The organism is Methylibium sp. (genome assembly GCF_035762065.1).
In the GTDB taxonomy this organism is placed as follows: domain Bacteria; phylum Pseudomonadota; class Gammaproteobacteria; order Burkholderiales; family Burkholderiaceae_C; genus Methylibium.
Window position 1 is genome coordinate 18006 of record NZ_DASTPW010000020.1, and the last position, 17939, is coordinate 35944.

The 17939-nt window shown below is 70.9% G+C and carries 17 protein-coding genes and 1 tRNA gene; 11 read left to right on the forward strand and 7 right to left on the reverse strand.

Annotated features, from left to right (window positions below):
* Positions 1–276: 276 nt before the first annotated feature.
* Genes VFR90_RS06215 through queC form a run of 4 tightly spaced genes read left to right on the forward strand, consistent with a single transcriptional unit; the run spans position 277 to position 5886 of the window.
* On the forward strand, positions 277–2868 hold the full coding sequence (locus VFR90_RS06215) for a DNA topoisomerase III (RefSeq protein WP_326405234.1): 2592 nt from the start codon (positions 277–279) through the stop codon (positions 2866–2868).
* Positions 2869–2890: 22 nt separating this feature from the next.
* The gene (locus VFR90_RS06220; protein ID WP_326405235.1) at positions 2891–3859 is read left to right on the forward strand and encodes an AEC family transporter; all 969 of its coding nucleotides are present in this window, start codon (positions 2891–2893) and stop codon (positions 3857–3859) included.
* A 22-nt stretch (positions 3860–3881) separates the two neighbouring features.
* On the forward strand, positions 3882–5162 hold the full coding sequence (locus tag VFR90_RS06225; RefSeq protein WP_326405236.1) for a glutamate-5-semialdehyde dehydrogenase: 1281 nt from the start codon (positions 3882–3884) through the stop codon (positions 5160–5162).
* Between the two features lie 7 nt (positions 5163–5169).
* Positions 5170–5886: a 7-cyano-7-deazaguanine synthase QueC gene (queC, locus tag VFR90_RS06230; RefSeq protein ID WP_326405237.1), complete on the forward strand. Its 717-nt coding sequence runs from the start codon at positions 5170–5172 to the stop codon at positions 5884–5886.
* Between the two features lie 15 nt (positions 5887–5901).
* Here queC and VFR90_RS06235 read toward each other — a convergent pair whose 3' ends face one another.
* The 7 genes from VFR90_RS06235 to VFR90_RS06265 form a co-directional block, all read right to left on the reverse strand.
* A complete protein-coding gene (locus VFR90_RS06235; protein WP_326405238.1) occupies positions 5902–6654 on the reverse strand; it encodes a class II glutamine amidotransferase in 753 nt (250 codons plus the stop codon).
* 64 nt (positions 6655–6718) lie between these two features.
* Positions 6719–8050 (reverse strand): RNA polymerase sigma factor, encoded by a 1332-nt coding sequence (locus VFR90_RS06240; protein ID WP_326405239.1) that lies wholly within the window; start codon positions 8048–8050, stop codon positions 6719–6721.
* A gap of 8 nt (positions 8051–8058) precedes the next feature.
* Positions 8059–8415, reverse strand: coding sequence for a YciI family protein (locus VFR90_RS06245; RefSeq protein WP_326405286.1), 357 nt, complete (start codon positions 8413–8415; stop codon positions 8059–8061).
* Positions 8416–8565: 150 nt separating this feature from the next.
* The gene (locus VFR90_RS06250) at positions 8566–8829 is read right to left on the reverse strand and encodes a hypothetical protein (protein WP_326405240.1); all 264 of its coding nucleotides are present in this window, start codon (positions 8827–8829) and stop codon (positions 8566–8568) included.
* Positions 8830–8847: 18 nt separating this feature from the next.
* Positions 8848–10026, reverse strand: coding sequence for a hypothetical protein (locus VFR90_RS06255; RefSeq protein WP_326405241.1), 1179 nt, complete (start codon positions 10024–10026; stop codon positions 8848–8850).
* 240 nt (positions 10027–10266) lie between these two features.
* Positions 10267–10782 (reverse strand): GNAT family N-acetyltransferase, encoded by a 516-nt coding sequence (locus VFR90_RS06260; protein ID WP_326405242.1) that lies wholly within the window; start codon positions 10780–10782, stop codon positions 10267–10269.
* A gap of 37 nt (positions 10783–10819) precedes the next feature.
* Positions 10820–11140, reverse strand: a complete 321-nt coding sequence (locus tag VFR90_RS06265) for a DUF3253 domain-containing protein (protein ID WP_326405243.1) — start codon at positions 11138–11140, stop codon at positions 10820–10822.
* 54 nt (positions 11141–11194) lie between these two features.
* On the opposite strand from VFR90_RS06265, the gene VFR90_RS06270 reads away from it, so the two are divergent.
* The 7 genes from VFR90_RS06270 to yajC all read left to right on the forward strand — a co-directional run bounded on the left by VFR90_RS06270 (position 11195) and on the right by yajC (position 17927).
* Positions 11195–12061, forward strand: a complete 867-nt coding sequence (locus VFR90_RS06270) for a LemA family protein (protein ID WP_326405244.1) — start codon at positions 11195–11197, stop codon at positions 12059–12061.
* Positions 12058–13416 (forward strand): 16S rRNA (cytosine(967)-C(5))-methyltransferase RsmB, encoded by a 1359-nt coding sequence (rsmB, locus tag VFR90_RS06275; RefSeq protein ID WP_326405245.1) that lies wholly within the window; start codon positions 12058–12060, stop codon positions 13414–13416. The genes VFR90_RS06270 and rsmB overlap by 4 nt, the downstream gene beginning before the upstream one ends.
* 66 nt (positions 13417–13482) lie before the next feature.
* Entirely contained in the window at positions 13483–14175 is a 693-nt protein-coding gene (locus VFR90_RS06280; RefSeq protein ID WP_326405246.1) for a DUF4390 domain-containing protein, read from the forward strand.
* A gap of 49 nt (positions 14176–14224) precedes the next feature.
* Positions 14225–16663, forward strand: a complete 2439-nt coding sequence (locus VFR90_RS06285) for a sensor histidine kinase (protein ID WP_326405247.1) — start codon at positions 14225–14227, stop codon at positions 16661–16663.
* 36 nt (positions 16664–16699) lie between these two features.
* The gene (locus VFR90_RS06290; RefSeq protein WP_326405248.1) at positions 16700–17380 is read left to right on the forward strand and encodes a response regulator; all 681 of its coding nucleotides are present in this window, start codon (positions 16700–16702) and stop codon (positions 17378–17380) included.
* A 49-nt stretch (positions 17381–17429) separates the two neighbouring features.
* A tRNA-Phe gene (locus VFR90_RS06295) sits at positions 17430–17505 on the forward strand.
* A gap of 95 nt (positions 17506–17600) precedes the next feature.
* A complete protein-coding gene (gene yajC, locus VFR90_RS06300) occupies positions 17601–17927 on the forward strand; it encodes a preprotein translocase subunit YajC (RefSeq protein ID WP_326405249.1) in 327 nt (108 codons plus the stop codon).
* Positions 17928–17939 lie beyond the last annotated feature (12 nt).

Consider the following 17939-nt stretch of genomic DNA (forward strand, 5'->3'; position numbering starts at 1 on the left):
CGGCGGCCCCCTCGGCCCTCCGTCCGGCCGCGGCGCCTTTTCCGCGTTTCGCGCCTTGCGCGCTTTCCGCGCTTTCCGCGCCTCGCGCGGCCTGGATCTGCTTCGCCTTGTTCCCGTGCCTCGAAGGCGCCTCGGCACCCTTGCTGGCAGTCTTCTTTTGCGTCGAGGCCTTCATCGTCCGGGTTTGGCTACATTGAATTCATGGGTGCGCGCGCGTGTGCATGGGCATGCGGGCGCGCGCGAGACGGCGGATTGTAGGGACGAGGATTTCAAGGCATGGGCAAGGCACTGGTGATCGCGGAGAAGCCTTCGGTGGCGCAGGACATCGTGCGTGCGCTGACGCCATCGAGCGGCAAGTTCGAGAAGCACGCCGACCATTTCGAGAACGAGCACTACGTCGTCACGTCGGCGGTCGGCCACCTGGTCGAGATCAAGGCGCCCGAGGAATACGACGTGAAGCGCGGCAAGTGGAGCTTCAACCACCTGCCGGTGATCCCGCCGCATTTCGACCTGGCGCCCATCGACAAGGCGAAGACGCGGCTCGCCGCCGTCGTCAAGCAGGTCAAGCGCAAGGACGTGAGCGAGCTGATCAACGCCTGCGATGCGGGCCGCGAGGGCGAGCTGATCTTCCGGCTGATCGTGCAGTACGCGGGTTCGGACAAGAAGCCGGTCGACAAGCCCGTCAAGCGCCTGTGGCTGCAGAGCATGACGCCGCAGGCGATCCGCGACGGCTTCGACAAGCTGCGCCCCGACACCGAGTTGCGCGGCCTCGCCGATGCCGCGAAGAGCCGCAGCGAGGCCGACTGGCTGGTCGGCATCAACGGCACGCGCGCGATGACGGCCTTCAATTCGCGCGACGGCGGCTTCTTCCTCACGACCGTCGGCCGCGTGCAGACGCCGACGCTGTCGATCGTCGTCGAGCGCGAGGAGAAGATCCGCAAGCACGTCGCGCGCGACTACTGGGAGCTGAAGGCCGGCTTCGCCGCGAAGGCCGGCGAGTACGACGGCAAGTGGTTCGATGCGGCGTTCAAGAAGAACGACGACGCCGAGAGGCGCGCCGATCGCATTTGGAACGAGGCGGATGCGAAGGCGATCGCCGAGGCCTGCCGCGGCCAGCCGGCCAGCGTCACCGAAGAGGCCAAGCCGAGCACGCAGAGCGCGCCGTCGCTGTACGACCTGACGCTGCTGCAGCGCGAGGCCAACTCGCGCTTCGGCTTTTCAGCGAAGACGACGCTTTCCATCGCGCAGGCGCTGTACGAGAAGCACAAGGTGCTGACCTACCCGCGCACCGACAGCAAGGCCCTGCCCGAGGACTACGTGAACGTCGTCAAGCAGACGATGGGCATGCTGGCCGACGCCGACCTGCCGGGGCCGCTGCGTGCCTTGAGCGGCCATGCGCGCAAGGCCGTGAACGACGGCTACGTCAAGCCGAACAAGCGCATCTTCGACAACAGCAAGGTCTCGGACCACTTCGCCATCATCCCGACGCTCGAGGCGCCTAAGAGCCTGAGCGAGATCGAGGCCAAGCTCTACGACCTGGTGGTCAAGCGCTTCCTCGCGGTGTTCTACCCGCCGGCCGAATTCATGGTCACGACGCGGATCAGCACGGTGAAGGCCGCTGGCAGGGAGCACAGGTTCCAGACCAACGGCAAGGTGATGGTCAAGCCCGGCTGGCTGGCCGTGTACGGCCGCGAGGCGCAGGACGACGACGCGACGCTGGTGGCGGTGGAGCCGGGCGAGATCGTGCGCACCGAGAGCGTCGACGTGAACGCGCTCAAGACCAAGCCGCCGCCGCGCTACAGCGAGGCGACGCTGCTCTCCGCGATGGAAGGCGCGGGCAAGCTGATCGACGACGACGAGCTGCGCGACGCGATGGCCGAGAAGGGCCTGGGCACGCCGGCGACGCGCGCCCAGACCATCGAAGGCCTGATCCTCGAGAAGTACATGCACCGCGAAGGCCGCGAGCTGATCCCGACCGCCAAGGCCTTCCAGCTGATGACGCTGTTGCGCGGCCTGCAGGTCGAGGAGCTGACCCAGCCCGAGCTCACCGGCAACTGGGAATACCAGCTCGCGCAGATGGAGCACGGCAAGCTCGCGCGCGAAGCCTTCATGCAGGGCATCGCGAAGATGGCCGAGAAGATCGTCGCGAAGGCCAAGGAATACGACCGCGACACCATCCCCGGCGACTACGCGACCCTGAAGACGCCCTGCCCGAAGTGCGCCGGCGTCGTGAAGGAGAACTACCGCCGCTTCACCTGCACGGGGCAATCGGGCAACGACGACGACCCGGGCTGCGGCTTTTCCATCAGCAAGATCCCCGGCGGCCGCAGCTTCGAGATCGCCGAGGCCGAGGCCTTCCTCGCCCACAAGAAGATCGGCCCGCTCGAAGGCTTCCGCTCGAAGGCCGGCTGGCCCTTCACCGCCGAGCTGAAGCTCGCCTTCGACGACGACATCGACAACTGGAAACTCGAGTTCGACTTCGGCGAAGACGCCAAGAAGGCTGAGAACGACGGCGAGCCGGTCGACTTCAGCGCGCAGGAAGCGCTCGGCCCCTGCCCGAAGTGCAAGGGACGCGTGTTCGAGTTCGGCGCCAGCTACGTCTGCGAGCACGCGGTCGGCGCGCACGTCACCTGCGATTTCAAGAGCGGCAAGATCATCCTGCAGCAGCCGGTGGCGCGCGAGCAGATGACGAAGCTGCTGCAGACGGGCAAGACCGAGCTGCTGGAGAACTTCGTCTCCAACAAGACCCGGCGCAAGTTCAAGGCGCGCCTCGCCTACGACGCGAAGGAAGGCAAGGTCAGCTTCGAGTTCGAGCCGCGCGCGGCGAAGGCGCCGGCCAAGAAGGCCGCGGCGAAGAAGGCGGCGTGACCGCAAGGCGAGAGGCCGGACGATGACGCCGGTCCTCTTCCTCAAGCTGCTGGCGATCTTCGTCACGGTCGCGATCGGCTGGCTCGCGGGGCGCACGAAGCCGTTCGCCGGCGGCGAGGCGGCGCGGATCCTGTCGAACGCCGCGTTCTTCGTGTTCGCGCCGGCGCTGCTGTTTCGCGCGACCGCGCGGATCGATCTCGCGAGCCTGCCCTGGCATGCGCTCGGCGCCTTCTTCGTGCCGGTGGTCGGCTGGATGCTGGTCGTCTACCTGCAGCAGCGCCGGCTGCGGCCCGCGCATGCGGCCACGCCCGCGACCCGCTCGATGACCGCCGGCTTCGGCAACAACGCCCAGCTCGGCATCCCGATGGCCGCGGCGCTGTTCGGCGAGGCCGGGCTGCAGCTGCACCTTTCGGTGGTGAGCCTGCATGCGCTGATCCTGCTGACGACGCTGACGGTGCTGGTCGAGCAGGACCTCGCGCGTGCCACCGCGCGCAGCTCCGGCGCCGCGGTGCCGCTGGCGCAGACGCTGCGCTCGACGGTGCGCAACACCGTGATCCACCCGATCGTGCTGCCGGTGCTGGCCGGCATGGCCTGGAACGTCACCGGGCTCGCGATTCCCGGGCCGATCGACGAGGTGCTGGTGATGCTGGGCACCGCGGTCGTGCCGCTGTGCCTGGTCGCGATCGGGCTGTCGCTCGGCCACTACGGGCTGCGCGGCACGGCCGGCTCGGCCGCGTGGCTCGCGGCCGCCAAGCTGGCGGTGCAGCCGGCGCTGGTGCTCGGCTTCGGCTGGCTGCTCGGCCTGCGCGGCCTCGCGCTCACCGTGATCGTCATGGCCTCGGCGATGCCCACCGGCGCGAACGCGCTGATGTTCGCGCAGCGCTACCGCACGCAGGAAGGCGAGACGACCGCGGCGATCGTGCTGTCCACGCTGGCCTTCGCGGCGACGGCGCCGGCGTGGCTGCTGCTGCTGGTGAACCTGCCGGCCTGAGCGCTGCAAGACAATCGCGCCGATGAACGCCCCCGACATCGCCGCCCTCGTGGAACACCTCGGCACCGCCGCTCGCGCCGCATCGCGGGCGATGGCCGCGGCGCCGACGGCCGCGAAGGACGACGCCTTGCGGCGGCTCGCCGCCTCGCTGCGCAGCGAGGCCGCGGTGCTCGGCGAAGCCAACGAGCGCGACCTCGCCGCCGCCCGGCAAAACGGCCTCGAAGGACCGATGCTCGACCGCCTGAAGCTCACGCCGAAGGTGATCGAGACGGTCGCCGAAGGCTGCGAACAGATCGCCGCGATGCCCGATCCGGTCGGCGAGATCAGCGACCTGAAGCGCCGCCCGAGCGGCATCGCGGTGGGCCGCATGCGCGTGCCGCTGGGCGTGTTCGCGATGATCTACGAGAGCCGGCCGAACGTGACGATCGAGGCCGCCTCGCTGGCGATCAAGAGCGGCAACGCGGCGATCCTGCGCGGCGGCTCCGAGGCCATCCACAGCAACGCCGCGCTCGCGAACCTGGTGCGCGCCGCGCTGCAGGCCGCCGGCCTGCCGGGCGACGCGGTGCAGCTGGTGCCGACGACCGACCGCGCCGCCGTCGGCCGCCTGATCGCGATGCCCGAGCACGTCGACGTGATCATTCCACGCGGCGGCAAGAGCCTGATCGAGCGCATCGCCGCCGAGGCGAAGGTGCCGGTGATCAAGCACCTGGACGGCAACTGCCACACCTACGTCGATGCCGAGGTCGATCTCGAGCTCGCGCTGCGCGTGACCGACAACGCGAAGACGCAGAAGTACAGCCCCTGCAACGCCACCGAATCGCTGCTCGTGCATCGCGACGTGGCGGCGGCCTTCCTGCCGAGGATCGGCGCGGTGTTCGCGGCCAAGGGCGTCGAGATGCGCTGCGGCCCGCGCGCCAAGGCGATCCTGTCCGCGCTGCCGAACGCCAAGCTCGTCGACGCCACCGAGGCCGACTGGTCCGCGGAGTACCTCGCGCCGATCATCAGCATCAAGCTGGTGGACGGCCTCGACGACGCCATCGCCCACATCAACCGCTACGGCTCGCGGCACACCGACGCGATCCTCACGACGAACCACGCGCGCGCGATGCGCTTCCTGCGCGAGGTCGATTCGGCCAGCGTGATGGTCAACGCAAGCACCCGCTTCGCCGACGGCTTCGAGTACGGCCTGGGCGCCGAGATCGGCATCAGCACCGACAAGCTGCATGCGCGCGGGCCGGTGGGGCTCGAAGGGCTCACCTCGTTGAAGTGGGTGGTGCTGGGCCAGGGCGAGGTGAGGGCTTGAAGCCGCGATGACCGCCGATCCGCGCCACGCGCTCGTCCTTTTCTCCGGCGGCCAGGACTCCACCGCCTGCCTCGCGTGGGCGCTCGATCGCTTTGCCCACGTCGAGACGATCGGCTTCGACTACGGCCAGCGCCATCGCGTCGAGCTCGACTGCCGCCCGCGGGTGCGCGAGGCGATCGGCGCGGCCTTCCCCGCGTGGGCCGGCCGGCTGGCGAACGACCACGTGATCGACGTCGGCGTGCTCGGCCGCATCTCCGACACCGCGCTCACCGCCGAGCGCGCGATCGAGATGCAGGCCAACGGCCTGCCGAGCACCTTCGTGCCCGCGCGCAACCTGCTGTTCCTGTCGCTCGCCGCCGCGGTGGCGTACCGGCGCGGCCTGAGCGTGCTGGTCGGCGGCATGTGCGAGACCGACTTCTCCGGCTACCCCGATTGCCGCGACAACACCCTCAAGGCGATGCAGGTCGCCTTGAGCCTTGGCCTCGCCGCGCCGATGACGATCGAGACGCCGCTGATGTGGCTTGACAAGGCCGCCACCTGGGCGCTTGCACAGCGGCTCGGCGGCGACGCGCTGGTCGGGCTGACCGTCGAGCTGACGCACACCTGCTACCAAGGCGACCGCGCGCACCGGCATGCCTGGGGCTACGGCTGCGGCACCTGCCCGGCTTGCGAGCTGCGCGCGCGCGGCTTCGAGCGCTGGCGCGCGGCCGGCGCCGCGGCCTGACCGGGCGGCGGCCGGCTACAGCGGCCGGCCCTGCGCGAAGGCGATCAGCTCGCCCGGCGCGATCGCCTGCCAGGGTTCGTCGCGCGTCAGCGGCTCGGTCGCGATCAGCGCGACGCGATCGCTCGGCGTGGTGTGCTGTGCGAAATCGACGGTGACGTCGGCGTCCTGCAGCCGCGCGGCGCCGAACGGGTGCTCGCGCACCAGCCAGTGCAGCGAGGTCGAGGCGTGCGCCCACAGCGCGTCGCCGTGGCTCATCAGGAAGTTGAAGCTGCCGTGTTTCGCGATCGGCGCGGCCAGCTCGCGCAGCGTGTCGGTGAGCGCCGGCACGTCGGGCAGCCGCGCGTGGTTCTTGGCCAGTTCCTGCATCAGCCAGCAGAAGGCGCGCTCGCTGTCGGTTTCGCCGACCGGCCGGAAGGCCGCATGCAGCTTCGGGCAGAAGCCCTTCAGATCGCCGTTGTGCGCGAAGACCCAGTAGCGCCCCCACAGCTCGCGCACGAAGGGGTGCGTGTTCTGCAAGGCCACGCGCCCCTGCGTCGCCTTGCGGATGTGCGCGACGATGTGCTCGCTGCGCACCGGAAAGCGCTTGACCATCTCGGCCACCGGCGAGTCGCGCGCGGAGCGGTCGTCGACGAAGCAGCGCAGGCCCGGGCCTTCGAAGAAGGCGATGCCGAAGCCGTCCTTGTGCTCGGTGGCGCGCTCGGCCAGGCCGGTGAAGCTGAAGGCGATGTCGGTCGGGGTGTTGGCGTTGAGGCCGAGGAGCTGGCACATGGCAAGGCGCGCGATGCGGGAGGTGCGGCCACGGTAGCGCAGGCCACCGCGCGCCCACTCTGCGTCAACGCGCGGCGCGCAGGCGCTCCAGCAGAAAGCGCCGGACCGCCGGGTCTTCGCTGAGGCCCAGCGCGCGTTCGTAGGCGCCGCGCGCTTCGTCGGCGCGGCCGGCACGGGCGAGCAGGTCGGCGCGCGCGGCCCAGTACGGCTGGTAGGCGCGATGCGTCCCGGGCTCGGCCGCGGCGATCGCGTCGAGCTCGGCGAGCGCCGCCTCCACGCCGCTTGCGGCCGCGAGCGCCACCGCGCGGCTGACCCGCGCGCCGAAGCTCGGGTGCAGCGCGAGCAGGCCGTCGTACAGCGCGACGATCGCCCGCGGCGCCACCGGCACGCCGAGCCGGCGCTGCGTGTGGGCCGACTGCAGCGCCGCCTCGACCTGGTACGCCCCGAGCCGGCGCATCGCCGCGGCGCGTTGCAGCGCGGCCTCGGCCTCGTCGAGCAGCGCGCGGTCCCACGCCGCCGGGTCCTGCGCGTCGAGCGGCACGTAGTCGCCGCGCGCATCGCGCCGCGCCGCCGCGCGGGCTTGGCAGAAGGCCATCAAGGCGAGCAGGCCGAGCGGCTCCGGCTCGTCGGGCAGCAGCGCCGCGAGCGTGCGCGCGAGCGCCAGCGCTTCGAGCGCAAGGCCGCGGCGGCGCGGGTCGGTGCCGGCCACGTCGTCCCAGGCGGTGCCGTAGGCGGCGTAGACGGCTTCGAGCACCGCGCCGAGCCGCTCGGCCCACTGCGACGGCGGCGGCACCTCGAAGGCGATGCCGGCACTTCGGATGCGCGCCTTCGCGCGCACCAGCCGCTGGCCCAGCGCGGCCGGCGACACGAGGAAGGCCGCCGCGATGCGCGCCGCGTCCAGCCCGAGCACCGTCTGCAGCATCAGCGGCGCATGCGCGTTGGCGGCGATGGCCGGATGCGCGCAGACGAACAGCAGCTTCAGCCGTTCGTCCGGGAAGGCGGCCGAGCCGTCGTCGTCGGTCGTCGCGAACTCGTCGGCGATCAGCGCCAGCGTCTCGGCCGCGTCGTCGCGCACCTTCGCGTGGCGCCAGCCGTCGAGCAGCCGGCGCTTCGCCGCGGTGACGAGCCAGGCCTCCGGCGAGGCCGGCACGCCGTCGCGCGGCCAGTTGACGAGCGCGGCATGGAAGGCGTCGCCGAGCGCGTCTTCCGCCGCGGCGATGTCGCGGTTGCGCGAAGCGAGCAGCGCGACGAGACGGCCGTAGGAGCGGCGCGCGGTGGCGACCGTCGCCGCGTGCGCCGCCTCGGCAGTCGCGGCCGGCGAAGCGGCGCCGCCCGCCGCGGCCGGTGAGGCAGCGCTGCCCGCCGCCGCGCCGCCGCCCGCGTCGTCGGCGCTCACCTCGCTGCTCAGGTCGGCGCGCCCGGCGGCGGCGGCAGCACCGGCCGCACCTCGACGCGGCCGTTCGAAGCGCAAGGCGCGCGCGCCGCCCAGTCGAGCGCCGCATCGAGGCTCGGCACGTCGATCACGAAGAAGCCGCCCAGCGACTCCTTCGTCTCCGCGAACGGCCCGTCCTGCACCTGGCGCTGCCCGCCCACGAGGCTCAGCGTCGTCGCCATCGAAGGCGGCTGCAGCCCGGCCGCGCTTTTGACGATGCCCGACTCGTGCAGCGCACCCACGTAGGCCATCCACCCCGCCCAGTAGGCAGGCGCCTCGGCGTTGTCGCGCTTGGCGAGTTCGTCGGGGGTCTCGAAGAACATCAGCATGTAGTCCACGTCGTCACTCCTGTTGGCGGGCGCCGGGATGGTGCCCGTGAGTGATGACGGGCGGCGTGGGGTCGATTCGACAGGCGTGGCGCGTCTTTCTCAAAAGATGGACCGGCGCCGTGGGGCTCCTTGCCCCCGGCGGTCATCGGCTCAATCACCGACCGGGCCGAATGAACCGCGCAGAAGTTGGCCGAGTACGGCTCCAGCAATGGCCACTTCGAGCGGCCACAGGTTGTGCGTTGTGGGGTTCCTGGCGACGTCGAAGATCACTCGTAGCAAGACGACGACCGCCGGAACACTGCCGATCACCAGCACCGTTCGCAGAACAGCGGTTCCGCAACGAAGCGGAAGCCACATCGCAGCGGCAAACAGAAAGACGAGGCCGAAACCGAGGAGGTCATCCGGCAGCGACAAGTTCTTCAGCGTTACGCGCTACAAACAATTTGGATGACCAACGACGCTGGATCGCGGAGAGCTTAGATATCGCAGAATGGAACCTTCTGCGAACTCGGCGAAGAACGCGCGACGCATGTTCTCTCCCGTGTCAAAGCCTGAACCGAAGCCACTGTAGCTCGGCTGTAGCCCAGCGTGAAGGTTGCCGGACCGAAATTCGTATATCTTCTCCAGCATCTCCCGCCGTAATGCGCGGGAAGTTCGTGCTCCTCGTCGTATTCCGAAGACTGCCTCGAAGTTGCCATGGGTTGTCAGCTGGTTCAACTCCTCTGGCATAAGGCCATCGAAGAACTCAATGAAGCGCTTGGTGAGTTTGGATTCGCGCCAGGGCGTGCTTAACGTCGTAAGGCACTCGGCCACGACCACATAAAGAATGCAGGCGACTACGTCGTGCTCCTGGTGTCTCGCCGCGTCAAAGGTAAGAAACGCAGATCGGAGTTGTTGAAAGCACTGGAAGCCGCCCGGAACACCAACGAGCGTAAATATGTCTAGGCCGATGTGCTTGCGAGCAAGGGTGAGGACACTTTGATCGAACTGGCGCGCTTGCACCAATGGTGCTATTTCGGGGCGAGTCGGAAAGGCGTTTGGCGCTAACGAGACAGCTCGGCCGAGTGCAAAACTGCAAATGGCAGCGGTGGTTTCAAGCACAGCGTGTGCGATGTGTGAAGAGAAGTTGCCAACACAGGGAGCGGGTACCGCTATGTGTACATGAACGAGAGCCTTTGGCGCGAAGAGTGCATTTTTCGAGTCCCAGTTTTGTGGCAACTCCTCCACAAACTCGATAAGGACATTCCAGCCTAAGCGCCGCCAACCGACTACGCGAGTTTGATTGCTTAATCGCTCCATGAACGAGCCCATGGAGAACGGTGTAGCAATCTGATAGTCCGGTGCAAGGCACGTGGCGGAGTGCCACACGGTCGAGCCAAAGCTCGCCTGCTTGATTCGTAATGCAGCCTGACTCGCCAGCAAGTCGATTAGCGACTGTTGCGAGGCATCGCTACTAACGAAGCGGAGGTAGGGTTCGGTTTCGGTGCAATGGCCAGTGATATTAAAATCATTGGGCGACCCAATCGTAAAGGAGTCGCCGCTCGAGCCATACTGATTGAAGGGGAGGCCTGCTTCGCGCCCAAACTGCATAAGCCAGTCGGCGAAGAGCATACGCAGCGCCCTAATGTCGAGTCGGCTTTTAGTCAAGGTTTTTTCTCATTTGTGTCATGTCTCAAAATACTTAGACGCCAAATTACATTTCCACCAATCCACGAAGTCGGCGTAACACCGCTCCGCCGCACAAGTCGCAATCTTCCTCGACGCCCACCGATCAGCCATCCCCATCCGCGGCTGCGCTCCGCGGACTTAAGTGCCCACCAATCATTGAAAGTTGGCCGATGCGAGGCACCCTCAATACCTCGACCCACTTCCCTCCAACCCCACCCGCAGGTAATGCGCCCCCGGGATCGGATTGAAGTAGTAGGGCGGCACTTCGACAAAACCCAGCGACGCATACAACTCCCGCGCCGCTTCCATGTCGTCGAGCGTGTCGAGCAGCATCGCGGAATAGCCGATTGCGTGGGCCCGGTCGATGAGTGCCTGCGCGAGCAGGCGGCCCAGGCCAAAGCGGCGGAACGGCCGGCGCACGTAGAGGCGTTTCATCTCGCAGGCGTTCGCCTCGTCGGCTTCCGGCAAGGGGCGCAACGCGCCGCAGCCGGCGAGTTCACCGTCGCACCAGGCCAGCAGCAGCGTGCCGCCGGGCGGCGCGTAGTCGCCCGGGAGGCGGGCGAGTTCTTCGTCGAAGTGCTGAAAACACAGGTCGATGCCGAGCGCGGTCGCGTATTCGCGAAACAGCTCCCGGCAGGCGTCGAAGGCCTGGGGCGTGCTCGGCTCGGTGAGCTCGATGCGCGGGGCGTCGCTGCTCATCGCACGTCGGCGGCTCGGGACGCAGAGGCGGGGCGGCTCACCGTGGCAATTTAACGCCGAGGCGGATCGCGCCGCGAGCCTCGCGCGCATCGACTTCCTCACCGCGCTGCGTCACGCGCAGCCGGCCCTGCCCTGCGAGCGTGGCGGCCACCTCGCGCACCCGCGGCATCAGCGTTCGCCAGCCGGCTTCGCCATTCACGGCGGCGCGGGCCACTTCGGAGGGGCAGATCGTCGCGCCCGCGCGGCGCCGGGCGATCAGTTCAAGCGTCAGCGCGGCAAGTTGCGCATCGCTCGGCGGGTCGTTCGGCGCATGGCTTGGCAAAGGCGCCGAAGGCGCTGGCTTAGAGTCGTCCGCCATGGGCAGCAAGCGTAAGGCGCGGGGCGGCGGAGTCGCCGGTCGAAGGGGGCGGCGGTGAGCACGACGAGCCTGTGGCTGGTCGCGCTCGGCGCGCTGCTCGGCTTCTGGTGCCTGGGCGCGCACAACCGGCTGGTGCGGCTGCGCCATGCGATCGGTCAGGCCTGGCTCGGCGTCGATGCGCAACTGCAGCGGCGCCATGCGCTGGCGCACGAGCTGGCCGAGCGGCTTGCGCTGCCCGAGGCGCAGCCGGCGCTCGGCGACGAGCTGGCGCGCAGCGCGGTCGAGCTGCTCGCCGCCGCGGTGCGCCAGGCCGAGGCGGCGGCGGCGCTGGCACGACCCCGTGCCGCGAGCGCTGGCGCGATCCAGAGCCTGGTGCTCGCCGAGCAGGTGCTCGACAACGCGCTGCGGCCGCTGGCAGTGCTGATCGCGGCGCGCGCGCGCCGGCTGCAGCGCGCCGGGCTCTACGCCGCGCTGCACGAGCTGCACCGCCGCGAGCCCGAGATCGAAACGCAGGCGGCGTTCGCACGGCGCGTGTTCAACGACGCGGTCGCCGCCTTCAACGCGGCGATCGACGAGCTGCCGACCCGGCTGCTCGCCGGCCCGATGCGCTTCGCGCCGGCCGCGAGCTTCCAGACGGCCGGCGCCGAAGTCGCTCAGCTCGCCTGGCCGGCGCCCGACGCGCTGGGGCCGGCGTCGCGGCCGGCGCAGCTGGCCTTGCCCGTGGTCGAGCCCGCGAAGGCGCCCGCCGTCGGCGCCGCGCCGCACCCCGCGCCCGCCGACCCGACCCAGCCGATGCCCGCGCATCCCTTCGGCGCCGACACCGCGCCGGCCCAGTGGCCTGCTTCGACGATCGAGTTCCCGCCCGACGCGCTCGCGCTGGCTGCGGCGCCGGCGGCGTCGGACACCGCCGCGCCGCGATGAGCGGGCGGCCGGCCCGCGCGCTGCCGCTGGCGCGCCTGCTGGAGCACGTCGCCGACGCGGTCGCGGCGGTCCGTGCCGGCCGCTCGCTGACCGATGCGCTCGACGCGACGCCGCCGCCCGCACGCCCCGGCACGCAGGCGCTCAGCTTCGCGGCGATGCGCGGCCTGGGCCGGGCGCTGGCGCTGCGCGAGCGGCTCGCGCCGAAGGCGCCGCCGGCCTGGGTCGATGCGCTGCTGCTCGCCGCGCTGGCGCTCGCGCACGAGGCCGAACAGCGCGGCGACGCCGCGCCCTACCCGCTGCACACGCTGGTCGATCAGGCGGTCGAGGCGGCGCGCACGCGGGCGCCGGCGCAGGCGCGCTTCGTCAACGCGGTGCTGCGCCGGGCGGCGCGCGAGGCGGCCGAGCTCGATGCCGCGGTGCGCGCCGACCCGGTCGCGCGCCTGAACCATCCGCGCTGGTGGGTCGAGCGGCTGCGCGCCGACTGGCCGGAGCAGGCCGACGCGCTGCTCGCCGCCAACCAGCAGGCCGCGCCGATGGTGTTGCGCGTGAATGCCCGGCGATCGACGCTGGCCGAGGAGCTGCGCCGCTTCGCCGAAGCCGGCATCGGCGCGCGCGCATGGCCGCTCGGCGAGCCGGGCGCGCGGGCATCGACGGACGCGATCGTGCTCGACGCGCCGCGGCCGGTCGCCGCGCTGCCCGGCTTCGCCGAGGGCCGCTGGTCGGTGCAGGACCTGGCGGCGCAGCGGGCCGCGCCCTTGCTGCTCGGCGCCGCGGCGCTTTTGCCCGGCGCGCGTGTGCTCGACGCCTGCGCCGCGCCCGGTGGCAAGACCGCGCAGTTGCTCGAGCTGGCCGAGCTGGATCTGCTCGCGCTCGACGTCGATGCGCGGCGGCTCGAGCGCGTCGGCGCCAACCTCGCGCGGCTCGGCCTGAGCGCGCGGCTGGTGGCCGGCGACGCCACCGCGCCCGCCGCCTGGTGGGACGGCCGGCCGTTCGACGCGATCCTGCTCGACGCGCCCTGCACCGGCTCCGGCGTGGTGCGCCGCCATCCGGACATCCGCTGGCTGCGCCGGCCGGGCGACGTCGCCGCGCTCGCCGCGACGCAGGCCCGGCTGCTCGACGCGCTGTGGCCGCTGCTCGCGCAAGGTGGGCACTTGCTCTACGCGACCTGCTCGGTGTTCCGGGCCGAAGGCGCCGCGCAGATCGAGGCTTTTTTGCAACGGGAGTCACAGGCGGAGCCGAAGCCATCGCCGGGCCACCTGTTGCCGCTCGCCGAGAATGCCGCCGACGACGCGCCGGCGAGCGACACGGTGGCGGGCGACGGCTTCTTCTACGCCCTGCTGCGCAAGCGGGGCTGAGCGGCAGGCCGCCGGACCGCGACGCGACCGGCGTCCTGGAAGCTCAGAACGATCCGAACGACCGCCGTGTCCTCTGCCTCACCCCTGCCGGCCGCCTGCGTGCGCGACGCGCCGCGCGCGCCGGCCTCGCGGCCCTGGCGGCTGCTGTGCGCGGGGCTGCTGCTGGGGCTGCTCGCCGCGCTCGCGGCGCTGCCGGCGCGCGCCCAGGGCATCGAGCTGGCGAGCCTGGAGCTCACGCGCACCGACGAAGGACTGCTGCTCGGCTACGCCACCCGCTTCGAGCTGCCGCGCGCGGTCGAGGAGGCGATGCAGAAGGGCGTGCCGCTGTACTTCGTCGCCGAAGCCACCGTGCGCCGCAGCCGCTGGTATTGGGCCGACCAGATGGTCGCGCGCCAGCAGCGGCAGTGGCGCCTCACCTGGCAGCCGCTGACGCGCCGCTACCGGCTCAACCTCGGCAGCGTCGGCCAGAACTACGACAACCTCGACGACGCGCTCGCCGCCTTGCAGCGCAGCGCGCGCTGGAAGCTGGCCGAGCCTTCGCAGCTGTCCGACGGCCCCGGCCAGTACCTCGACTTCTCGTTCAAGCTCGATACCTCGCAGCTGCCGCGCCCGCTGCAGATCAGCTTCGGCGCCGACGCCGACTGGACGCTCGCGCTCGAACGCCGCATCGCGGTGCCCGAGGTGGCGCAGCCCGCGGCGGCGGCCTCGGCCGCCGCCGCGTCGGCTTCGGTCGCGGCGCCTGCCGCGGCGCCGCGCTAGCCGCCGGTTCGCGAGCGCCGGTGCCCGTCGAGCGCGCCACCAAGCCGTCATGAGCGACGCCGGTCCCGCCCCTGTTTCCTGGCGCAGCCGCCTCGCGCGGGCCTGGCTGCGGCGCGACGAGCGAGGCTCGCGCGGGCTGTGGATCGTCGCGCTGTCGGCCTTGACCGCCGCGGCGCTGGTGCTCGCCTTCCTGCTCGCGGTCGCGACCGACAACCGGCAGTTCTACGAGCGCCACTACGGCTGGCTGGTGGTGGTCAACGTGGTGATCGCGGCCGTGCTGATCGGCGTGCTGGTGGTCGGCAGCGTCCGGCTGGCGGCGCGCGTGCTGCGCGGGCGCTTCGGCTCGCGGCTGCTGCTGCGGCTGTCGATCGTGTTCGCGCTGGTGGCGGCGCTGCCTGGCGTGCTGGTCTACACCGTGAGCTACCAGTTCGTCTCGCGCAGCATCGAGAGCTGGTTCGACGTGCAGGTCGAAGGCGCGCTCGAAGCGGGCCTGAGCCTGGGCCGCGGCACGATCGACACGCTGGTCGCCGAGCTCGCGACCAAGACGCGGCTGGCCGCCGAGCGCATGGGCGACGCGCCCGAGCGCGAGCAGCCGCTGGCGCTGGAGCGGCTGCGCGAGCAGCTGTTCGCGCTCGACGTGGCGATCGTCGGCGCGCAGGGACAGGTCATCCGCAGCGTCGGCACCGGCTCGGCGCTGACGGCCGAGCGACCGCCGCCTTCGCTGATGCGCACCGCGCGCAATGCGCGGGTCGCGACGCAGGTGGAAGGACTGGACGACGACAGCACGGCGCTCGCGGGCCGCAGCGCGTCGGCCGCCGCGGCGACCTCGCAGCAGCCCGCGCGCGCGCGGGCGCTCGCGCCGATCGCCTCGCCCGGCTTCGCGCTCGAGGCGCAGGAGCGCTACCTGATGGTCACGCAGCTGCTGCCGGCGGCGCTCACCGCGAACGCGCTCGCGGTGCAGGGCGCCTACCGCGAGTACCAGCAGCGCTCGCTCGCGCGCGAAGGCTTGCGGCGCATGTACATCGGCACGCTGACGCTGACGCTGATCCTCGCGGTGTTCGGCGCGATGCTGCTGGCGGTGGCCTTCGGCAACCGGCTCGCGCGGCCGCTGCTGCTGCTGGCCGACGGGGTGCGCGAGGTCGCGCGCGGCGACCTCGGCCCCAAGCCGGTGTTCGCGTCGCACGACGAGCTCGGCGGCCTGACCCGCTCGTTCGCCGACATGACCCGGCAGCTGGCCGAGGCGCGCGCGCTGGTCGAGCGCGGCGTCGGCGAGCTGCAGACCGAGCGCGGCAAGCTGCAGGCGATCCTCGACAACATGAGCGCCGGCGTGATCGTGTTCGACGCGGCCGGGCGCATCGACAGCGTGAACGCGGGCGCGACGCGAATCCTGCGCGTCGGCCTCGCGCCGCACCTCGGCCGCCCGCTCGCCGACGTGCCGGGGCTGGCCGATTTCGACGCGCTGCTGCGCGAGCGCTTCGCGGCGCTCGATGCGGTGGCCGAGGCGGGCGAGCCCGGCGAGCGCGACCAGTGGCAGCAGTCGTTCGAACTGCGCGCCGCGCCCGGCCGGCCCGCGGTGACGCTGCTGGCGCGCGGCGTCGCCCTGCCGCCCGTGGAGACGACCGAAGCGGCGGTCGAGGCGGCCGAGACCCACAGCGCGCCGCCCGGGCCGACGCGCCTCGTCGTCTTCGACGACATCACCGAGCTGGTCTCGGCCCAGCGCGCCGAGGCCTGGGGCGAAGTGGCACGCCGGCTCGCGCACGAGATCAAGAACCCGCTGACGCCGATCCAGCTGTCGGCCGAGCGGCTGCAGATGCGGCTGGTCGGCAAGCTCGACGGCCCCGAGCGCCAGCTGCTCGACAAGGCCACCGCGACCATCGTCACCCAGGTGCAGGCGATGAAGCAGCTGGTCAACGAGTTCCGCGACTACGCGCGGTTGCCGGCGGCCAAGCTGCTGCCGCTGGACCTGGCGGCGCTGGTGCAGGAGGTGATCGGCCTCTACGGCCAGGCGCAGGAGAGCGGGCGGCTGCGCGTCGAGCTGCCGCCGGGGCTGCCGTGGATCGAAGGCGACGCGTCGCAGCTGCGCCAGGTGGTGCACAACCTGCTGCAGAACGCGCTCGATGCGGTGGCCGAGCGGCAGGACGGGCGGGTCACGCTGCGGCTCGAGGGCCGCAGGGGCGACGACGCGGCGGCGGCCGGTGGCCAGACGCTGCGGCTCGTGGTCACCGACAACGGCCCCGGCTTCGACGAACACGTCCTGAAGCGCGCCTTCGAGCCCTACGTCACCACCAAGCTCAAGGGCACGGGGCTCGGCCTCGCGGTCGTCAAGAAGATCGCCGACGAGCACGGCGCGCGCATCCGCCTGCGCAACCTGCACCAGCACGCGGCAGCCCACGCCCATGCCGGCGATCCAGGCGAGCCCGAGGGGCAAGCGGTGGCCGGCGCACAGGTTTCGCTATCATTTTCGAAGTGCCTGCCCGCGCGCGGCTAGCTCACCACGCGAACCCGCCGCCGGCCTCAGGACCCCATGGCCAACATCCTTGTTGTAGACGACGAACTCGGCATCCGCGCGTTGCTGTCGGACATCCTCGGCGACGAAGGGCACAGCGTCGAGGTGGCCGAGAACGCGGCCCAGGCACGCGCTTCCCGCGATTCGAAGCGGCCCGATCTGGTGCTGCTCGACATCTGGATGCCCGACGTCGACGGCGTCACCTTGCTCAAGGAGTGGAGCGCCTCGGGCCTGCTGACGATGCCGGTGATCATGATGTCGGGCCACGGCACGATCGACACCGCGGTCGAGGCGATCAAGTTCGGCGCCATGGCCTTCCTCGAGAAGCCGATCACGCTGCAGAAGCTGCTGCGTGCGGTCGAACAGGGCCTGGCGAAACCGGCCGCGCCCGCTGCAGCGGCGCTGCCGCTGCGCGCGACGCGCGAGACCAGCCTGCTCGCGCCGCTGCCGCTGGCCCATGGCGCGGCCCTTGCGGTGCAGCTCGGCCCGCAGGCCGAGCAGAGCTTCGAGCTCGACCGGCCGCTGCGCGAGGCGCGCGATGCGTTCGAGAAGGCCTACTTCGAGTTCCACCTCGCGCGCGAGAACGGCAGCATGACGCGTGTGGCCGAGAAGACCGGCCTCGAACGCACCCACCTCTACCGCAAGCTCAAGCAGCTCGGCGTCGATCTCAGCCGCGGCAAAAAGGGCCTCGCGGCCTGAACTTCTGCGGCCGGAGCGGGTCGGTCCCGCTGCTACACTGCCGCCCCTTGGCTCGGTAGCTCAGTTGGTAGAGCAGCGGATTGAAAATCCGCGTGTCGGTGGTTCGATTCCGCCCCGAGCCACCAAGCGATTCACCGACCTTCACCGAAGATGCGGCCCTCGGTTCCCTACCAGGGCCGTTGTTCGTTGAGGCCGCCATTTCTTGCCGAAGGATCCACCCGTGTTCATCTCCGAAGCCCTTGCCCAGACCGCCCCCGCGGCGGCGCCCGGCGGCGAATCGAGCCTGCTGACGATGCTGCCGATCGTCCTGATGTTCGTGGTGCTGTACTTCGTGATGATCCGCCCGCAGATGAAGCGGCAGAAGGAGCACAAGACGATGATCGAGGCGCTCGCGAAGGGCGACGAGGTCGTCACGGCCGGTGGCGTGCTGGGCAAGGTCGCGAAGCTCGGCGAGAGCTACCTGCACGTCGAGGTCAGCGAAGGTGTCGAGCTGCAGGTGCAGCGCAGCGCCGTCGTGCAGGTGCTGCCGAAGGGCACGCTGAAGTAAACAAGCCGTCCG

Bases quoted from the DNA above. Each gene is read 5' to 3' on its own strand.
- VFR90_RS06215 (WP_326405234.1), top strand. From the start codon at position 277: ATGGGCAAGGCACTGGTGATCGCGGAGAAGCCTTCGGTGGCGCAGGAC.
- VFR90_RS06220 (WP_326405235.1), top strand. From the start codon at position 2,891: ATGACGCCGGTCCTCTTCCTCAAGCTGCTGGCGATCTTCGTCACGGTC.
- VFR90_RS06225 (WP_326405236.1), top strand. From the start codon at position 3,882: ATGAACGCCCCCGACATCGCCGCCCTCGTGGAACACCTCGGCACCGCC.
- queC (WP_326405237.1), top strand. From the start codon at position 5,170: ATGACCGCCGATCCGCGCCACGCGCTCGTCCTTTTCTCCGGCGGCCAG.
- VFR90_RS06235 (WP_326405238.1), bottom strand. From the start codon at position 6,654: ATGTGCCAGCTCCTCGGCCTCAACGCCAACACCCCGACCGACATCGCC.
- VFR90_RS06245 (WP_326405286.1), bottom strand. From the start codon at position 8,415: ATGCTGATGTTCTTCGAGACCCCCGACGAACTCGCCAAGCGCGACAAC.
- VFR90_RS06255 (WP_326405241.1), bottom strand. From the start codon at position 10,026: ATGCTCTTCGCCGACTGGCTTATGCAGTTTGGGCGCGAAGCAGGCCTC.
- VFR90_RS06260 (WP_326405242.1), bottom strand. From the start codon at position 10,782: ATGAGCAGCGACGCCCCGCGCATCGAGCTCACCGAGCCGAGCACGCCC.
- VFR90_RS06265 (WP_326405243.1), bottom strand. From the start codon at position 11,140: ATGGCGGACGACTCTAAGCCAGCGCCTTCGGCGCCTTTGCCAAGCCAT.
- rsmB (WP_326405245.1), top strand. From the start codon at position 12,058: ATGAGCGGGCGGCCGGCCCGCGCGCTGCCGCTGGCGCGCCTGCTGGAG.
- VFR90_RS06285 (WP_326405247.1), top strand. From the start codon at position 14,225: ATGAGCGACGCCGGTCCCGCCCCTGTTTCCTGGCGCAGCCGCCTCGCG.
- VFR90_RS06290 (WP_326405248.1), top strand. From the start codon at position 16,700: ATGGCCAACATCCTTGTTGTAGACGACGAACTCGGCATCCGCGCGTTG.